Below are 15,231 nucleotides of genomic sequence, written 5' to 3' on the forward strand. Positions count from 1 at the left end.
CCGGCCACAACAGCCGGCAGTAAATATATACCATATATCTCCTGCCGGCTGCGATTTGCCAAAAGTTTACTTTTTATTATTAAACATCAAATATCGCGTGCTTTCGTAAAATCCACGTGTTAAATTATCCAGGCTTTTAGCGGTGTCTGGTTGTTCTGCCCGTATATTTTTCAGCGGATTTTCCAGCAGATCGTACATGGCAGCCGCGTCTGTTTTGAAATTGATCTCATAAAGATACCGGTCACCCAGGATAGCGTAATAAGGCTGCTGGTTACGCATATAATTAATAAAGACGTATTTATCTTTTGCCCGGGTACTGTCGAACAGATTGACCCCGAGGGTATAGTTTTTATAAGGCATACCTACCATACCGGCAACAGTCGGATAAATGTCCAGTAAACTGCCGGGTGTGTTCACCTGTTGTGGTGCAAGGTGTTTCGGGCTATACATAAACGCCGTTACATGCACCCCGCCGGTAGCGATGTCATATTCCGGCAACGGCATGAATTTGTAGGGATTCAGCACACAGTTATGATCGCCGAAAAATACAAAGATGGTATTATCCAGGTAGCCGTCTTTCCGGGCCATATCAATCAGGTGGCCTACGTTATAATCTTCATACCGCAGGGCATTGAACTGGTCTACTGATACAAAACCGGATTGCCGGAATTTGTTCATATCCAGGTCTTTTTCCGTCACTTTTTTAAAGTCGCCGGCGCCGCTGGTAGTGGTATAAGGCGGGTGGTTATCTGCCAGCTGCAGGAACGCAACAAATGGCTTGTGCTGGTCATTATTAGCTTTAAAGATGCCACTGGCCTCTGTAATCAGATCATAATCCGATACGCCCCAAACGTCTGCTTTAGGCGATTTATACATGCCTTCTTCATAAATCCGTACACCTTCCACATTGTTGGTAAATACCGCCCGGATATTGGCCCAGTTGGTATTACCTCCCAGCAGGTACAGTTTATCATAGCCTTTGAACTGGTCCATGATAATACGCTGGTCCAGCATCTTCGGATGCCGGCTGGCTGTTTTCACGGCGGTAATATCCGGCAGCCCGGTGGTGACACCGAATACGGTTTTAGCCGTACTGATGGCGGGTACATAGAAGTTGCGGAACAGCACCCCGCTGTCGGCCAGCCGCTGCATATGCGGCGTTGCCTGCATGGGGTTATTATACATACTGGTCACGGCGGCGCCGGTAGATTCCAGCATCACCAATACAATGTTCAATTTAGGTTTGGCCGGATCGCCTGCTACGGTGCGTACATAATTCAGTTTACTGGCCTCCAGACTGTCGACCTGCAGGTATTCCGCGATAGTCGGGTAGTACTTCCGGGTTTTCTCTTCTTCAAACGTATCGCCTTTCACGGAAAAGTTGGACACAAAGTACAGGATAGGATTCAGTCCCAGGCTGGTGACCCCGTTATCGCGGGTGAACATGGCCTGACTCCAGCGCAGCGGGAACCAGGCGAAGTTGCCATACATACCGGCGGCCACTAATAATACCAGCCCCACGGTGTAACCGGTAAAAGGCCAGTTACGCAAATATACCGGCGCCTGTGCCGCAAATCTTTTCCAGGTATTTTTCTGCAGACGCCACAACAGGTACATAAATACGATAATCGCCAGGGCACCCCGCACTACCGGATAACTCTGCCACACCATCCGGGCATTGTCTGCCCGTTCACCTTTGGCCAGGAACCGCAATACAGAAGGATCCAGGCGCAGGCCCAGGTAGTCATAATGCCCGAGATCCAGTATGTACAACAGGGTCAGCACCAGGTAGACGATAAAAAAGTAGATGAAGTTCGTATTACGTATAGCCTTGGAAGTAAAAAATCCGTTGCGGGCAATGAGGGCCAACAGGGCTATGGGAATGATCAGTATAAGGGTAAGCCGGATATCGAATTTTACCCCCAGGTACCAGGCCTTTGCAATCGCAGCGTTATCTGTAATGGTGGTTTTGAAGAAGAACAGGTAGAAAATGGTCCTGAACATCAGCATCAACAGAAAAAGATAAAGCGTTTGAACAAACACATAACGAATATACCGGGGTATACTCTTCCACGAGTATTGCATGTAACGTATAGCTGTTTTTTTAAAAGCGTAGCTGCAAATATAATGAAAAGTGTGAGGAGGTAGGCAGGGGAAATTACGAATGACAAATTCGGCCATATAGATGGAAAGGAAGCCACAATGGGACAACCCTGTACAATTATTACATTATTTTAACCAAACTCAATATAATATTATCATCATAATACGAATGGTCATCTTTTCATAATTAGGAAATCTGAGATGGTTTTTTTTATATTTGCCTTCCTTAAAAACTGAATCTTGTGGCACTGATCAAATCGATATCCGGCATACGCGGAACCATAGGCGGTAAGCCCGGAGAGGGACTTTCACCATTAGATGTGGTAAAATTCACAGCAGCATACGGCACCTGGCTCACGCAGCAAACAGATAACCGTAAAGTGGTAATAGGCCGTGATGGCCGTATTTCCGGCGAAATGGTGAAAAACCTGGTAGTATCTACCCTGAACGGGTTAGGCATTGATGTAGTAGACCTTGGTTTATCTACCACGCCGACCGTTGAGTTAGCGGTTACCCTGGAAAATGCCGCCGGCGGCATCATCCTGACTGCCAGCCATAACCCGAGAGAATGGAATGCGCTGAAACTGTTGAACAGCAAAGGAGAATTCATTTCCGGAGAAGACGGCGCCCTGTTGCTGGACATCGCGGAAAGAGAAGACTTCAACTTTGCCGACGTAAATAAGCTGGGTACCTATACACAGGACGATTCTTATTTGCAGAAACACGTAGACCTGGTAGTAAACTATCCGCTGGTTGACGTGGAAGCCATCAGACAACGTAACTTCAAAGTAGTGGTTGATGCGGTTAACTCTACCGGCGCCCTCTTTGTTCCACCTCTGCTGAAAGCACTGGGAGTGGAAGAAGTAGAGGTATTGTTCGGGGAAGTAAACGGTAAATTCAGCCACAACCCGGAACCACTGGCAGAAAACCTGACAGCGCTGTCCAACGAAGTCAATAAATCCAACGCCGACCTGGGCATCGCCGTAGATCCGGATGTTGACCGTCTTTGTTTTGTATGTGAAGATGGCTCCATGTTCGGGGAAGAGTATACCCTCGTAGCGGTAGCTGACTATGTACTGAGCAAAAGAAAAGGCAACACCGTTTCCAACATGTCGTCTACCCAGGCTCTCAAAGACGTTACCCTCAAACACGGTGGCGAATACACGCCGTCTGCTGTAGGAGAAGTAAACGTGGTAAAGAAAATGAAGGAAACCAACGCTGTAATTGGTGGAGAAGGCAATGGTGGTATCATTGTTCCGGATCTGCACTACGGCCGGGATGCCCTGATCGGTATCGGTCTTTTCCTGAGTCACCTGGCTCACAGCAAAAAAAGCATCAAAGCCCTGCGTAACAGCTATCCTGACTATTTTATCTCTAAAAATAAAATAGAACTGGATAAAGGGGTAGATGTAAAAACCATCTTCGAAAAAATCAAAGGCAAATACAAAAACCAGCCGCTGAACACCGAAGACGGACTGAAAATTGAGTTCGACAAGGACTGGGTACACTTACGTACCTCCAACACCGAGCCGATTATCCGTATCTATGCGGAAAGTCAGAATGAAACCACTGCCGATAATATTGCCAAAAGAATCATGCAGGATATCAAAGAATTCATGCATTAATAGAACGGCTTATAACGAAACAGCGGAGACGCAGGTAATACCTGTATCTCCGCTGTTTTATTTTATATAGTTAGCTACTACATTAACTCTTTCAGCTTTTCCACTACGCTGTCTACTTCTTCTTTTGTATTGTTTTTGGAGAAGGAGAAACGTACGGCAATCTGGTTAGGATTGTTGTTGAAGGCGCGAATAACGTGTGATCCGGCATTGGCGCCGGAGGTACACGCACTGCCCCCGGAAGCACAGATACCATTGATATCCAGGTTGAAGAGGATCATTTCCGTTTTTTCCGATTTAGGGAAGGCCACGTTTAACACGGTGTACAGGCTGCTGCCATGGAGGTCGCCGTTGAAGGTGACGTCCGGAATATGTTGTTGCAGCTGTGCTGCCATGTACATACGCAGGCCGTTGATATATTCACTATGCTCCGTATGGTGAGCGGTAGCCAGTTCCAGCGCTTTGGCGAAACCAATGATACCATAGAGATTTTCAGTTCCGGCGCGCATATTGCGTTCCTGGCTGCCCCCCTGAATGAACGGGGATATCTTCACGTTTTCATTGATATACAGGATACCTACTCCCTTAGGACCATGGAATTTATGTCCGGCCCCGGTGATGAAGTGTATCGGTGTATTACGCAGATCAAACGGATAGTGTCCTACTGTTTGTACCGTATCAGAGTGGAAGATGGCATCAAATTCCTTGCACAGGTTACCCACCGCGTGGATGTCCAGGAGGTTACCGATCTCATTGTTGGCATGCATCAGGGTAACGAGGCATCTTTCGCCGGCAGCTTCCAGCAGTTCCCGCAGGTGCGCCAGGTCGATATGTCCGGAGGGCAGTATTTTTACGAAAGACAGTCCTATTCCATCGTGATGGTGCAGGTATTCTACCGTATGCAGGGTCGCATGGTGCTCGATCGGTGAAGAGATGATATGTTTGCAGCCCAGATCTTTTACCGCCGCGTTAATGGCGGTATTGCTGCTTTCTGTACCACCGGAGGTAAAGAAAATTTCTCCGGGATGTGCATTTAATGCTTTGGCAACTGATTTACGGGCATTTTCTATACCCAGGCGGCTTTCTCTGCCATAGGAATAGATAGAAGAAGGATTTCCGAACTTTTCGGTCATATAGGGCAGCATCGCTTCCAGTACGGCTGGTTCCAGCGAGGTGGTGGCTGCATTGTCAAAATATATTCTTTCCAATGTTGGTGGTTTTTGATAAAGAACTAATTATTAATAATGGTTGGTGGTTTAAAAAGTGTAGCAAATGTCCGAAAAAAGCAGAAATTATAAAAATTACGAATTACCTGCACAGGAAATACGCCCCATGCAGCCGTATCAGCTACATGGGGCGTATGGATAAATGATATTTTTAAAGTGGCCGGATCAGGAATTCCGGTTAATGACCTCATAAAACCGTTCCCGGTAACCATCACTGATCGGAATAGACTGATTGGCGATCATGACGGTGTTTTTTTCCACACAGTGAATTTTGTTGAGTGACACCAGATAGGAACGATGTACGCGGATAAATTTATCTGCCGGTAACCGGGATTCAAATGATTTCAGGCTACGCAGCGTGAGTACCGGTAAATTATGTGTATATATTTTCGTATAGTCTTTCAGCGCTTCAATGAATAAAATATCTTCCAGATTAATTTTAATAATCTTGTATTCTGTTTTAATGAAAATGTAATCATTTACCCAGGCGCCTTCTACTCCACCTTTTTGTTGGGAGGCCAGCAATACTTCACTGACTTTGGCGGCGGCCTTGAGGAACCGTTCAAAAGGAACGGGTTTCAGGAGATAATCCACGACATCCAGGTTAAAACCATCGAGAGCGTACTCGCCATAAGCGGTAGTAAATACTACCAATGGCGGATACTTCAACGATTTCAGAAACTGTATGCCGGTAATGTCGGGCATCTTAATATCCAGAAATACCAGATCTACCGGTTCATCCTGAATAAAACGAAGCGCTGTGGCAGCATTCTCAAACTTACCCGCCAGCGTCAGGAATGGGACCTTCCGGATATAGTCTTCCATGATTTCCAGTGCCAATGGTTCATCATCCACTGCAATACACTTTATCATTTTTTCAACACTATTTTAAGATTAACAATAAATTGGTTTTCAGTTTCGCTGATATCGATTTCATGTTCATCGGCATATAGCATTCCAAGCCTTTTTAATACATTTTGTAAACCTATTCCGCCTCGTTCTGCTACGCGCTCTTTAAAGTGGCTGTTGGCGACTTTCAGTTGCACGGTATTTTCTTCAATCGCAATAGCAATATCTATAAATGATTTCTCTGTATAGCTGATGCCATGCTTAAAGGCGTTTTCTACAAAAGGTACCAGGAGCATAGGTTCTATCTGTTGCCTGGTGGCTTCACCGGCTAAGCGGTAATGAATATTCATATCATCCGGTAAACGTAAGCGCTGAATATCTATGTAATCCTGAAGATATTTTAGTTCCTGCGACAACATCACTTTATCTTCATTGGACTCATAGATCATATAGCGCATGATGGTTGACAGTTTCAGTATAGCATGTTCTGTTTGTTTGGATTGTTTGTGTGCCAGTGAGTAAATAGTATTCAGACAATTAAAAAGAAAATGAGGATTGATTTGTGATTTCAGGAATTTCAGTTCTGCATCCAGCTTCTCCACCTTTAAGGCCTCTCTTTGTTTTTCGCTGTTAAACCATTGCATGGCAATCTTGATAAAGCCACTCATAAACAACATCAGCAAACCAAATACACTGGAACGTCGTATAACTTCCGGGAAGAACAGGAACTGCCAGAAAGAAGGCTCCTCTCCTACCCGCGTGGCAATCGCAATACCTGTCATAGCAGGGCCGGGTGTCAGTGGTCGTATACTGTCCGTACCGGAAGGTGCATGCGTGGCGCTGATGGTTACTAACTGTCCTTCGGTAGCCGGTAATGTTTCTCCTGTAGTCAGCATCTTAAAATGCTGCCTCCTTGCTTCCTGAAACGCGGGAAGGCTGTCCGATGTTACCGGGAATCCGGAATTCTTTTTATCGAGGCGTAGTTCCGTTGCTTTCCAGGGTGTAAAAAACTTAAAAAAATAAAAGTCCAATGCCGCTTGCTGCAGCGTAGACAACACCAATAACAGAATGATACTGCTTATGTATAACACTATTTTTTTCCCGTTAAAAAAACGGGGTATCAATACATAAATATTGAGATAAAAAATAGCAATCAAAAAAAAGTTACCAATCAGTTCTTTGATAAAAATCCCCCTGTGTAATATCTGAATCCGATAGATAAAAAACGGAAAAAATAGAAAGCATGCCCATCCCAGGACGTGCAGTGATACGATAAAGGGGCGATTCCTAAAAATCTGTTTGAAACTTAGCATCATTTGGTTTGATGCGATAAACTTACATTAGATAGGGTTACACTTGTGTTAAAGTTTGTTAATCCGTATATAAGGGATTGTTAAAATTAAAGTTAAACTAAAAAAAATAAACTTCATAGAAAATCCTGTCCGATTTCCGTAATAAAATCAGATTTTACTATCCTTTAAGGGGTACTGTGAATCCGCAGCAGTCCTGCTTACTGCGCCTCTGCGATCTGCATATCCCGGAGTTCCTCTACGGTGATACCAGGCGATTTATGTTCCATCATTTTTTTCATAACTGCTGTTCCAACACGCAGTGCATCTTCTTTTGAATGAAAGGCCTGATTACCAGGCAAACCCGGTATATCATCCTGGTAAATATAAGGATGCCTATCTACCAGCACCTTATATCCCCATCCACCATTTACCGGAAACGACTCCACCGCAAACTGATAGTTTGCGGTGGACTTTATTGATTTCTTTTTATACTGTACAGCCAGTACTACCAGCCCTATCAGCAACACCGTGCCGATAAGCGCCCTGTTTTGCTTAATCATTTTTTTCATATTCCGCAGTCGGATCAAATTCAAAGAAATTATCCAGGTACAGGCTGGAGCTGGCGCCCAGGCCCACAAAGCCACGATTCTTCACTGTGAAGCCCACTGCACCGGAACGGGCAGCACCTTCGAAATCTGTTTTCTGCAGCCAGGTATCCCCTTCCGGTGTATATTCCCACACGGCTGTAGACAGCGAACCTTTGTTGCCACATACAATATATCCTTTGCCTCTCAGGGCAAAAGCTGCGGCGCCACTACCTTTGAAATTATAGTCATCATCATAGCTGTCATCACTGAGGTTATCGATGCTCCGAAGCGGTTCCCATTTGCGTGTATTACCGTTAAAGGCAAAAAAGTCGGATACAAAAGAAGCACTGGAAGTGCCCATCATGACATACGCGCGATTATTGATCACAAAAACAGAAGCATCTGATCTTTTATTCCCCGGATAACTATCTACCTGCGTAAAAAGATCCTTTGCCGGATCATATTCCCAGGTATCTTTTAACCAGTTACCATCATATCCGGTAGTGATGTATCCTTTATTATTGAGGGAAAAAGCCACCGCGCCATAACGTTTCGTTCCCGGAAAATCATTTTTTCTGGTCCAGCTATCTGTCCGCGGATCATACTCGTAAAAATCATTCAGTCTATCTCTTCCGTTGTATCCCGTACCTACATATCCCTTTCCTCCAATGGACATGGCTATTGCGTTGCTACGGCCTTCGCCCGTAAATGCAGCCCGCTGACGAAACTGATTTATATCCGGGTCATATGCCCAGAGAATACCCGCCAGCCGGTCATCTCCATCATATCCGGTACCAATATATGCTGTGTCATTAATGACAAAGCAAACCGCGGCACTTCTACCCACGCCATCGAATGGCGAACGTGCCATCCAGTTTCCCAACTTATCCGAACTGGAATCATCCTTCGAACAGGCCATTAAGAAAGCCATTAATAATAAATAGTAACCTTTGAGATATCGCATTAGCATGTTCTTTTTACTGCTGCCAAAATTATCCGCAGAAGTATTCCATCAAACAGGAAATAGCTGTTCCTGCTTTTTTAGCGGACAGATACCCCTATTTCATCTGCCAATTGCAATCTTTCCGTTAAAACGCCCGCCTGGGCACGCCGGGCAGCATAAGGAACAGATCCGCTGATTCATCGACAAATTTTGGCTGTTGGCATATTACAGCGATTGTAAGTATAGATCCTGTCTAAAATTGCGCACCATGAATCATACTATGTGTTATTTATTTTCCAGGCATTCCTGTAACCGTAGCGGCCAGTTTTTGTGGGTCCTGTTATGGTGGGTTGTTTTTACTGCCTGCGAAAAGACCGGTTTCAACAACGAGAATATTGTAGGTAGCGAAAAAACAGATTACATTCTTACCGATACCCTTACCCTGCAGGTGAAAACGATTCAGTATGACTCGATCCCCACTTCCGGGTCGGGCGTATTGCTGGCCGGCAAACGTATCGATCCCCTATTCGGGAAAATTACTGCCAGCTCCTTTTTCCAGGTAGCCAAACCCGGCACCATCGACATCCCTAAGACCGGATCAAAGTACGATTCCATCCGGCTGTTGATGCGCCCCACCGGCTACATTTCCGGCGACTCCCTGCCGGTGCAGCAGTATCAGGTATACCGTGTCATCTCAGAGATCAAATTCCCCAAAGACTCTATCTATCTGTACAATAAAAGTAAGTTCCCTACCGAAAGTACCCCCATTGGTACTTTCAATGGTATCGTATATCCCAGGTCCGACCGGCAGATCAGCATCCCCCTCACTGATGTGCTGGGGGAACAACTTTTCAACATGATGCGGGATAAAAGCCCGGATATCACCGATGCCGGTAAGTTCCTGGATTTCTTCAAAGGACTGCAGGTGAGGGGCGGCGCCAACAATAAAGCCGTGATGGCTTTTATGGCTGGTGATACCACCTTGAAAATCCGGCTGTATTATCATACCAACGAAATCATCACTACCGTAAAATATGTAGACTTCCAGATGCAGGCAGCCAATCTGCAGTTCAACCAGGTACTGGCGGAACGCAGCGGCACCCCCCTGGAAGCCTTTTCTGAAACGGTCAAAGAGCTGCCCTCTACCAGCATGAAAAATATTGCGTATATGCAGCCTATAACGGGAGTGGCTACACGTATTGACATTCCCTATCTGAAAAATCTGCCTTTCCTGGGTAAGTTTTTCAAAATCATGAAAGCAACCCTGATTGTATCGCCTCAATCAGATACGTATACAGATTTCCGGCTGCCGCCACGATTGGTACTGTGCCAGGTAGACAATAAAAACCGGGTTACAGACTCGCTGTCCTATGGCCTGCTGACGCTGGATGATCTCTATAATCTGAATACCACCTACACCTACGATATCACCAAGTATTGTGTCAATCAGCTGACGGTACTCGATTTTCATTCCAGGGGATTGCTGCTCACACCAGGTGTGTCTGACAGCAAAGGTACCCTGGACCGGCTGGCCATAGGCGATCATTATAACAAAAGAAATAAACTCACTGTACAGTTATACTACCTGTTGTATAAATAAGGACGCCCATGCGAATAAAAATATTTACCGGCTTTATCCTGCTGCTGCTTTGCCACACTACCATTAAAGCACAGCACGGGCTTAATTCCCTTTATTCTGCCTACGGTATAGGCGACCTGGAAGAAAAGGATTACAGCCGCAATTTTGGCCTTGGAAGTGCTGGTATCGGTCGTAGTCACACCGGTTATCTGAATGAGCTGAATCCCGCTTCCTACGGCAACCTGCCTACGCAGAATTTTTTCTTTGAAATTTCTCCCCGGGTACAACAGGTGACTTATACCGGCAATAATGTATCGCAAAATGCATGGGATCTTACCTTCAAGAAACTGGCTGTAGGCTTCAAAGCCACTAAGTTCTGGGGAATCAGCGCCGGCATTACACCTTTCACTACCATCAACTACAAACTGGTGAATACCCATTTCGTCACCGGCACCGGCGTTCCCGTTACGGCTACCACCACCGGTACCGGCGGTATTAACCGGCCCTATATTTCCAATGCCATCCGGATCAACAAAAACTTTTCCGTCGGCGTATCCACGGCCTTTCTCTTTGGCCCTATGAATACCCTGCAGGCCATTGGCACCGACTCTTTCCTCACTGAACATAAAAGGTATACCTTCAAACCCAACTTCACAGCAGGTGTACAGTACATCGGAAAAATAAAGGACTCCTGGGAGCTGGGACTGGGCGCCACCTATCGTTTTGAATCGCGGCTACAGATACGGGAGAAAATAAACATCACCGACAAAGATGAAACCTCTTTGTATAAAGAGCAACTGGAATCTACCTACTTCACCCTGCCGGCACAATACGGCGCAGGTATTTCACTGTCCAACGGTACTTTCACCTGGGTGGCTGATTACCGCCGCCAGGCCTGGAACGGGCTGAATAAAAAAACCAACAGCTATGTATACCGCGATGGAGAACGATATGCGATGGGGGTGGAATATGCGCTCAAAAAACATTATCTCTACCAAACCTTTGAGGGTACTGTATTTCAGGCTGGATTCAGTTATAATAAAACGCCGCTGGTGATCAAAGACCAGCAGATCAAAGACATCTCCGGTACGCTGGGGATATCGTTCCCCAACAGCACCGGACAGCTCCGGTATTACATGGGAATAGAAGCAGGCCAACGCGGTACCAGTAAAAACGGACTGATAAAAGAAAACTACTTCAACGTGCTGTTTAATTTTACCTTAAGGGATATCTGGTTCTTTAAGCGGCTGGCACAATAGCCAGCGGATGTGGAGATACCGGCACGCGACCTGTCAGCCAGGTGCTGTGCCGGTCAGCAGCTCCCGGAACCAATAGCCGGAATCTTTGATGATACGCTGCTGGGTATCGAAATTCGTATATACCAGACCGAAACGGGCGCGATACCCTTCGGCCCATTCGAAATTATCTGTGAGGGTCCACGCGAAATATCCATCTACCGGAATACCTTCTTTCTTTGCTTTCAATACAGCTGCCAGGTATTCCTGGAAATAGTTGATGCGGGCAGTATCGTGAATACGGCCACCAGGTTCAGGGGTGTCGGTAAAAGCAGCGCCACCTTCGGTGACAATCAGCTTTTTCACCTGGTCGTAAGCGGCAAACTGTTTCAGCATTTCATACAACCCATCTCCATTGATTTCCCATCCCAGACCGGTTACCGGCACGTTCCGGTAGCGGGCTTTCACTTCCGATATTTTTACCACCGGCATAAAGGCATTATACTTCACCACCAGGGGGAAATAATTTTGTACGCCGATAAAATCGAAGTCGAAGGCCAGCCGGTCCCAATCGCGCCACAGTGCATACCGGCGTTCGATCCGTTTCAGCAGCGGGAAGTCTGCCGCCGGATATCCCATGCCCAGCGCAGGTTCCAGGAACATGCGGTTGAAGAGCGCATCGGCTCTCCGGGCAGCCAGCAGATCGGATTCACTGTTGGTATAAGGGATGATGCGGGAACAGGATAAAGAGGTTCCGATCACAGCGCCAGGTACTTCTTCCCGCACAACCCGCCCTCCTTCTGCCTGTGCTAATGTCACATGATGAACGGCCGGCAGGAAATAAGACAAGCCGAATTTCCCCGGCGCATGTACGCCCAGCATATATCCCAGTGCGGTGAAACCGAATGGCTCATTCATCACAATCCAATGCTTCACTTTATTGCCATATTCGCGGGTGCATATCCGTACAAATTCTTCAAAGGCAAATACCACTCCCCGGTGACACCAGCCCCCCTTGTGTTCCAGCGCCTGGGGCAGATCCCAATGGTACAGGGTAACATAAGGCTCCAGTCCCAGCTCCAGACAGGCGTCGATAACCCGGTGATAGAAGTCAATGCCCGCCTGGTTTACCGCACCGGTGCCTTTCGGCATGATGCGCGACCACGAGAGGGAGAAACGGAATACAGAGAACCCTAACAGCTTTGCCAGCAGGATATCCTGGGTATAGCGGTTGTAAAAATCACAGGCGATCTGTGCATGACTTTTGTCTTTGATTTTTCCTTTACGGGAAGAGAAGGTATCCCAGATAGAAAGGCCTTTGCCATCTGCAGAGAAGGCACCTTCATTTTGAAAAGCGGAAATAGTAACGCCCCATAAAAAATCATCCCCGAAATCCTTACGTGTAAAGGGCACAGCCATCTTTTGCATATGCAATACTGTAAAAGGGTGCCGGTGTGTTGCACCACCCAATAAAGCTGCAGTTTACAATAGTTTTCGGGGAATAACGATTATATAATTGTTAAGTCTGCAGATCCGGTTGTTATCCGCGGCAATACCTCACCTTTTATCATTTCCCTTACCGGTTACCTCAGTTCTTTTATTATTTTTGACGCTATGTGGAAAAAACTGATCAGCAACCCGGTGATCCTCACCGGCCTGTTTGGCTGTATCCTGGCCACCGGCGGGTGTGCCGGCCAGCCGGCCCCTCAGGCAAATCAATCGATCGTAGCAGGTGATACCGCTGCCTTGCAGCAAATGGTACTCATTCCCGGCGGCACCTTCCGGATGGGTGCAGACGACTCCACCGGCATGCCGGATGAATTACCCGGGCATACCGTGCAGGTAGACAGCTTCTGGATGGATACACATGAAGTTACCAACCGGGAGTTTGCTGCTTTCGTAGCCGCTACCGGTTATATCACTACCGCCGAAAAGCCTATCAGCAAAGAAGAACTGATGCAAAGCCTGCCTCCCGGCTCACCGGAACCAGATAGCAGTATGCTGGCGCCGGGGGCGCTCGTATTTTCGCCACCTGACCATGCCGTTCCTTTCGATGACGTATCGCAATGGTGGCGTTTCGTAGCCGGCGCCAGCTGGCAACATCCGGAAGGCCCACATAGTAATATCGACAGCCTCGCCAATCACCCGGTTACCCAGGTATCCTGGATGGATGCACAGGCATTTGCCCAATGGGCCGGGAAACGCCTGCCTACAGAAGCAGAATGGGAGTATGCCGCACGTGGCGGTTTACGGGAACAGGTATATCCCTGGGGGAATGAAGCACTGACTGCCGGCAAAGCCAAAGCCAACACCTGGAACGGGAACTTTCCCTATCGGAATACCACCACAGATGGTTTTTATGGTACGGCGCCTGTTGGATCGTATAGCCCTAACGGTTACCAGCTGTATGATATGTCCGGCAATGTATGGGAATGGTGTGCAGACTGGTATGATGCCAACACCTATCTGCGGGATGAAAAAGGCGTGACCAATCCGGCCGGCCCTGGCAAAGGGTTTGACCCGGATGATCCGGGGCAGCCTAAAAGAGTCATCCGGGGAGGGTCTTTTATGTGCAGTGATGAATATTGCCGGGGTTACCGGGTATCCGCGCGTATGAAAACCACACCGGAATCCGGCCTGGCTAATCTGGGCTTCCGTTGTGTGCGCTCAGTCGCGCAGCGCCGACAATAGTTCACGGTAATCGCCGTCGTAACGTTTGCCGTTGATAAAAAAGGTGGGCGTACCGTTTACACCGCTGCGGATGCCGCTTTCAAAATCAGCTTCTATTTTACTTACCAGCCGGGGATCTTCCAGGTCTTCGGCAAATTGGTCCATATCCAGTTTTAAATCTTTGGCCAGTCTGGCCAGCAGCAGTTCATCCAATTCCTGCTGGTGTTGGTAGATAGCGTCATGCATTTCCCAGTAGCGTTGCTGCCGCCCGGCTGCTTCTGCTGCCAGCGCAGCATCCAGGGCGTATTCATGGGCTTCGCGGAGCGGGAAATTCCGGAATACAAAGCGCAGTGTATCCTGCAGGGCATCCTGCAATGATTTTACAATCGAAAAAGCTTCGCCGCAATAAGGACACTGGAAATCGCCGTATTCCACCAGTTCCACCACTGCGCCGGCAGGTCCCAGTATATGATCGTATACATTAACAGGAGGTGTGAGTGTAGCCATTACCGTTAGTTTTTAATCTGTGTCAGTGCTTCGAGGATACCATCGGCGCCCGGATTTTCTCCGATAGGCGACAAGTAACTCCAACGGATGATCCCCTTTCCATCTATGACAAACAGGGCCCGCTGGCTGACGCCTCCTTCGTACACACCATAGCTACGGGCTACAGCGCCTTTCGGTTCAAAGTCGGCCAACAGGTTGAAATGCAGGTGCCGGTCTTTGGCAAATGCCTGATGACACCAGACGCCATCCACGGAAATCCCCAACAACACGGCATTGTATTGTTGAAACACAGCCAGCATTTCATTGTAGAGCGCCATCTGATCGCTGCATACCGGGCTCCAGTCTGCCGGATAAAATGCCAGGATCACATTTTTGCCACGATAATCCGAGAGCGTTACGGGTGTATCCGGCGAAGCTGATAATGTAAAAACGGGTGCTGTTTCCCCTTGTTGTAGCATACTGTAAAGTTTAGCGGATCAGGGAATATCATAGTATCTGTATATAAACAGCCATTTGGATAGAATGTTGTGTACCCGCCAACAAAAAAGCCATGGCATATGCCATGGCTTTTATATCTTTTGTGTCGTTGATATTTTATCGGGCAATGTGCCGTGTCTG

General features: G+C 47.3%; 13 protein-coding genes. 4 read left to right on the forward strand and 9 right to left on the reverse strand.

Translation table 11 applies throughout. The annotated features are described in order from the left end of the window. Positions 1-66 precede the first annotated feature (66 nt). Positions 67-2,085 carry an LTA synthase family protein gene (locus OL444_RS29155; protein ID WP_264727448.1) on the reverse strand — a complete coding sequence of 673 codons (2,019 nt, stop codon included), beginning with the start codon at positions 2,083-2,085 and terminating at the stop codon, positions 67-69. Between the two features lie 260 nt (positions 2,086-2,345). Here OL444_RS29155 and glmM point away from each other — a divergent pair, with 260 nt between their 5' ends. Next, entirely contained in the window at positions 2,346-3,728 is a 1,383-nt protein-coding gene (gene glmM, locus OL444_RS29160; RefSeq protein WP_264727446.1) for a phosphoglucosamine mutase, read from the forward strand. Positions 3,729-3,805: 77 nt separating this feature from the next. On the opposite strand, the gene OL444_RS29165 is transcribed toward glmM, so the two are convergent. The 5 genes from OL444_RS29165 to OL444_RS29185 all read right to left on the reverse strand — a co-directional run bounded on the left by OL444_RS29165 (position 3,806) and on the right by OL444_RS29185 (position 8,643). After that, positions 3,806-4,933, reverse strand: a complete 1,128-nt coding sequence (locus tag OL444_RS29165; protein WP_264727444.1) for a cysteine desulfurase family protein — start codon at positions 4,931-4,933, stop codon at positions 3,806-3,808. Between the two features lie 183 nt (positions 4,934-5,116). Beyond that, on the reverse strand, positions 5,117-5,824 hold the full coding sequence (locus OL444_RS29170; RefSeq protein WP_264727442.1) for a LytR/AlgR family response regulator transcription factor: 708 nt from the start codon (positions 5,822-5,824) through the stop codon (positions 5,117-5,119). Next, on the reverse strand, positions 5,821-6,891 hold the full coding sequence (locus tag OL444_RS29175) for a sensor histidine kinase (RefSeq protein WP_264727440.1): 1,071 nt from the start codon (positions 6,889-6,891) through the stop codon (positions 5,821-5,823). The genes OL444_RS29170 and OL444_RS29175 overlap by 4 nt, the downstream gene beginning before the upstream one ends. A 419-nt stretch (positions 6,892-7,310) precedes the next feature. Further along, positions 7,311-7,652 (reverse strand): DUF4907 domain-containing protein, encoded by a 342-nt coding sequence (locus OL444_RS29180; protein WP_264727438.1) that lies wholly within the window; start codon positions 7,650-7,652, stop codon positions 7,311-7,313. Then, positions 7,645-8,643: a Kelch repeat-containing protein gene (locus OL444_RS29185; RefSeq protein ID WP_264727436.1), complete on the reverse strand. Its 999-nt coding sequence runs from the start codon at positions 8,641-8,643 to the stop codon at positions 7,645-7,647. The genes OL444_RS29180 and OL444_RS29185 overlap by 8 nt, the downstream gene beginning before the upstream one ends. Positions 8,644-8,890: 247 nt before the next feature. On the opposite strand from OL444_RS29185, the gene OL444_RS29190 reads away from it, so the two are divergent. Together OL444_RS29190 and bamG are read left to right on the forward strand one after the other, a co-directional pair. Further along, complete coding sequence (locus OL444_RS29190) at positions 8,891-10,222, forward strand: DUF4270 family protein (RefSeq protein ID WP_264727434.1); 1,332 nt, start codon at positions 8,891-8,893, stop codon at positions 10,220-10,222. 8 nt (positions 10,223-10,230) lie between these two features. Further along, positions 10,231-11,460 (forward strand): BamG family beta-barrel-assembly machinery protein, encoded by a 1,230-nt coding sequence (gene bamG, locus OL444_RS29195; RefSeq protein ID WP_264727432.1) that lies wholly within the window; start codon positions 10,231-10,233, stop codon positions 11,458-11,460. Between the two features lie 33 nt (positions 11,461-11,493). Here the strand turns inward: bamG and OL444_RS29200 are convergent, their stop codons facing one another. Beyond that, positions 11,494-12,864 carry a GH1 family beta-glucosidase gene (locus tag OL444_RS29200; RefSeq protein WP_264727430.1) on the reverse strand — a complete coding sequence of 457 codons (1,371 nt, stop codon included), beginning with the start codon at positions 12,862-12,864 and terminating at the stop codon, positions 11,494-11,496. Positions 12,865-13,050: 186 nt separating this feature from the next. Here OL444_RS29200 and OL444_RS29205 point away from each other — a divergent pair, with 186 nt between their 5' ends. Continuing rightward, positions 13,051-14,127, forward strand: a complete 1,077-nt coding sequence (locus OL444_RS29205; RefSeq protein ID WP_264727428.1) for a formylglycine-generating enzyme family protein — start codon at positions 13,051-13,053, stop codon at positions 14,125-14,127. Here OL444_RS29205 and OL444_RS29210 read toward each other — a convergent pair. Both OL444_RS29210 and OL444_RS29215 read right to left on the reverse strand, forming a co-directional pair. After that, positions 14,104-14,613 carry a DsbA family protein gene (locus OL444_RS29210; protein ID WP_264727424.1) on the reverse strand — a complete coding sequence of 170 codons (510 nt, stop codon included), beginning with the start codon at positions 14,611-14,613 and terminating at the stop codon, positions 14,104-14,106. The two genes, OL444_RS29205 and OL444_RS29210, sit on opposite strands and share 24 nt — an antisense overlap. A 5-nt stretch (positions 14,614-14,618) precedes the next feature. Continuing rightward, a complete protein-coding gene (locus OL444_RS29215; RefSeq protein ID WP_264727422.1) occupies positions 14,619-15,071 on the reverse strand; it encodes a redoxin domain-containing protein in 453 nt (150 codons plus the stop codon). Between the last annotated feature and the right edge of the window lie 160 nt (positions 15,072-15,231).

Origin of the sequence: Chitinophaga nivalis (assembly GCF_025989125.1) — a bacterium.
GTDB classification, from domain to species: domain Bacteria; phylum Bacteroidota; class Bacteroidia; order Chitinophagales; family Chitinophagaceae; genus Chitinophaga; species Chitinophaga nivalis.

Excerpts from the sequence above, each read along its gene's own strand:
- bamG (WP_264727432.1), top strand. The coding sequence starts at position 10,231 with ATGCGAATAAAAATATTTACCGGCTTTATCCTGCTGCTGCTTTGCCAC.
- OL444_RS29155 (WP_264727448.1), bottom strand. The coding sequence starts at position 2,085 with ATGCAATACTCGTGGAAGAGTATACCCCGGTATATTCGTTATGTGTTT.
- OL444_RS29185 (WP_264727436.1), bottom strand. The coding sequence starts at position 8,643 with ATGCGATATCTCAAAGGTTACTATTTATTATTAATGGCTTTCTTAATG.
- OL444_RS29180 (WP_264727438.1), bottom strand. The coding sequence starts at position 7,652 with ATGATTAAGCAAAACAGGGCGCTTATCGGCACGGTGTTGCTGATAGGG.
- OL444_RS29205 (WP_264727428.1), top strand. The coding sequence starts at position 13,051 with ATGTGGAAAAAACTGATCAGCAACCCGGTGATCCTCACCGGCCTGTTT.
- OL444_RS29200 (WP_264727430.1), bottom strand. The coding sequence starts at position 12,864 with ATGCAAAAGATGGCTGTGCCCTTTACACGTAAGGATTTCGGGGATGAT.
- OL444_RS29215 (WP_264727422.1), bottom strand. The coding sequence starts at position 15,071 with ATGCTACAACAAGGGGAAACAGCACCCGTTTTTACATTATCAGCTTCG.
- OL444_RS29210 (WP_264727424.1), bottom strand. The coding sequence starts at position 14,613 with ATGGCTACACTCACACCTCCTGTTAATGTATACGATCATATACTGGGA.
- OL444_RS29170 (WP_264727442.1), bottom strand. The coding sequence starts at position 5,824 with ATGATAAAGTGTATTGCAGTGGATGATGAACCATTGGCACTGGAAATC.
- OL444_RS29190 (WP_264727434.1), top strand. The coding sequence starts at position 8,891 with ATGAATCATACTATGTGTTATTTATTTTCCAGGCATTCCTGTAACCGT.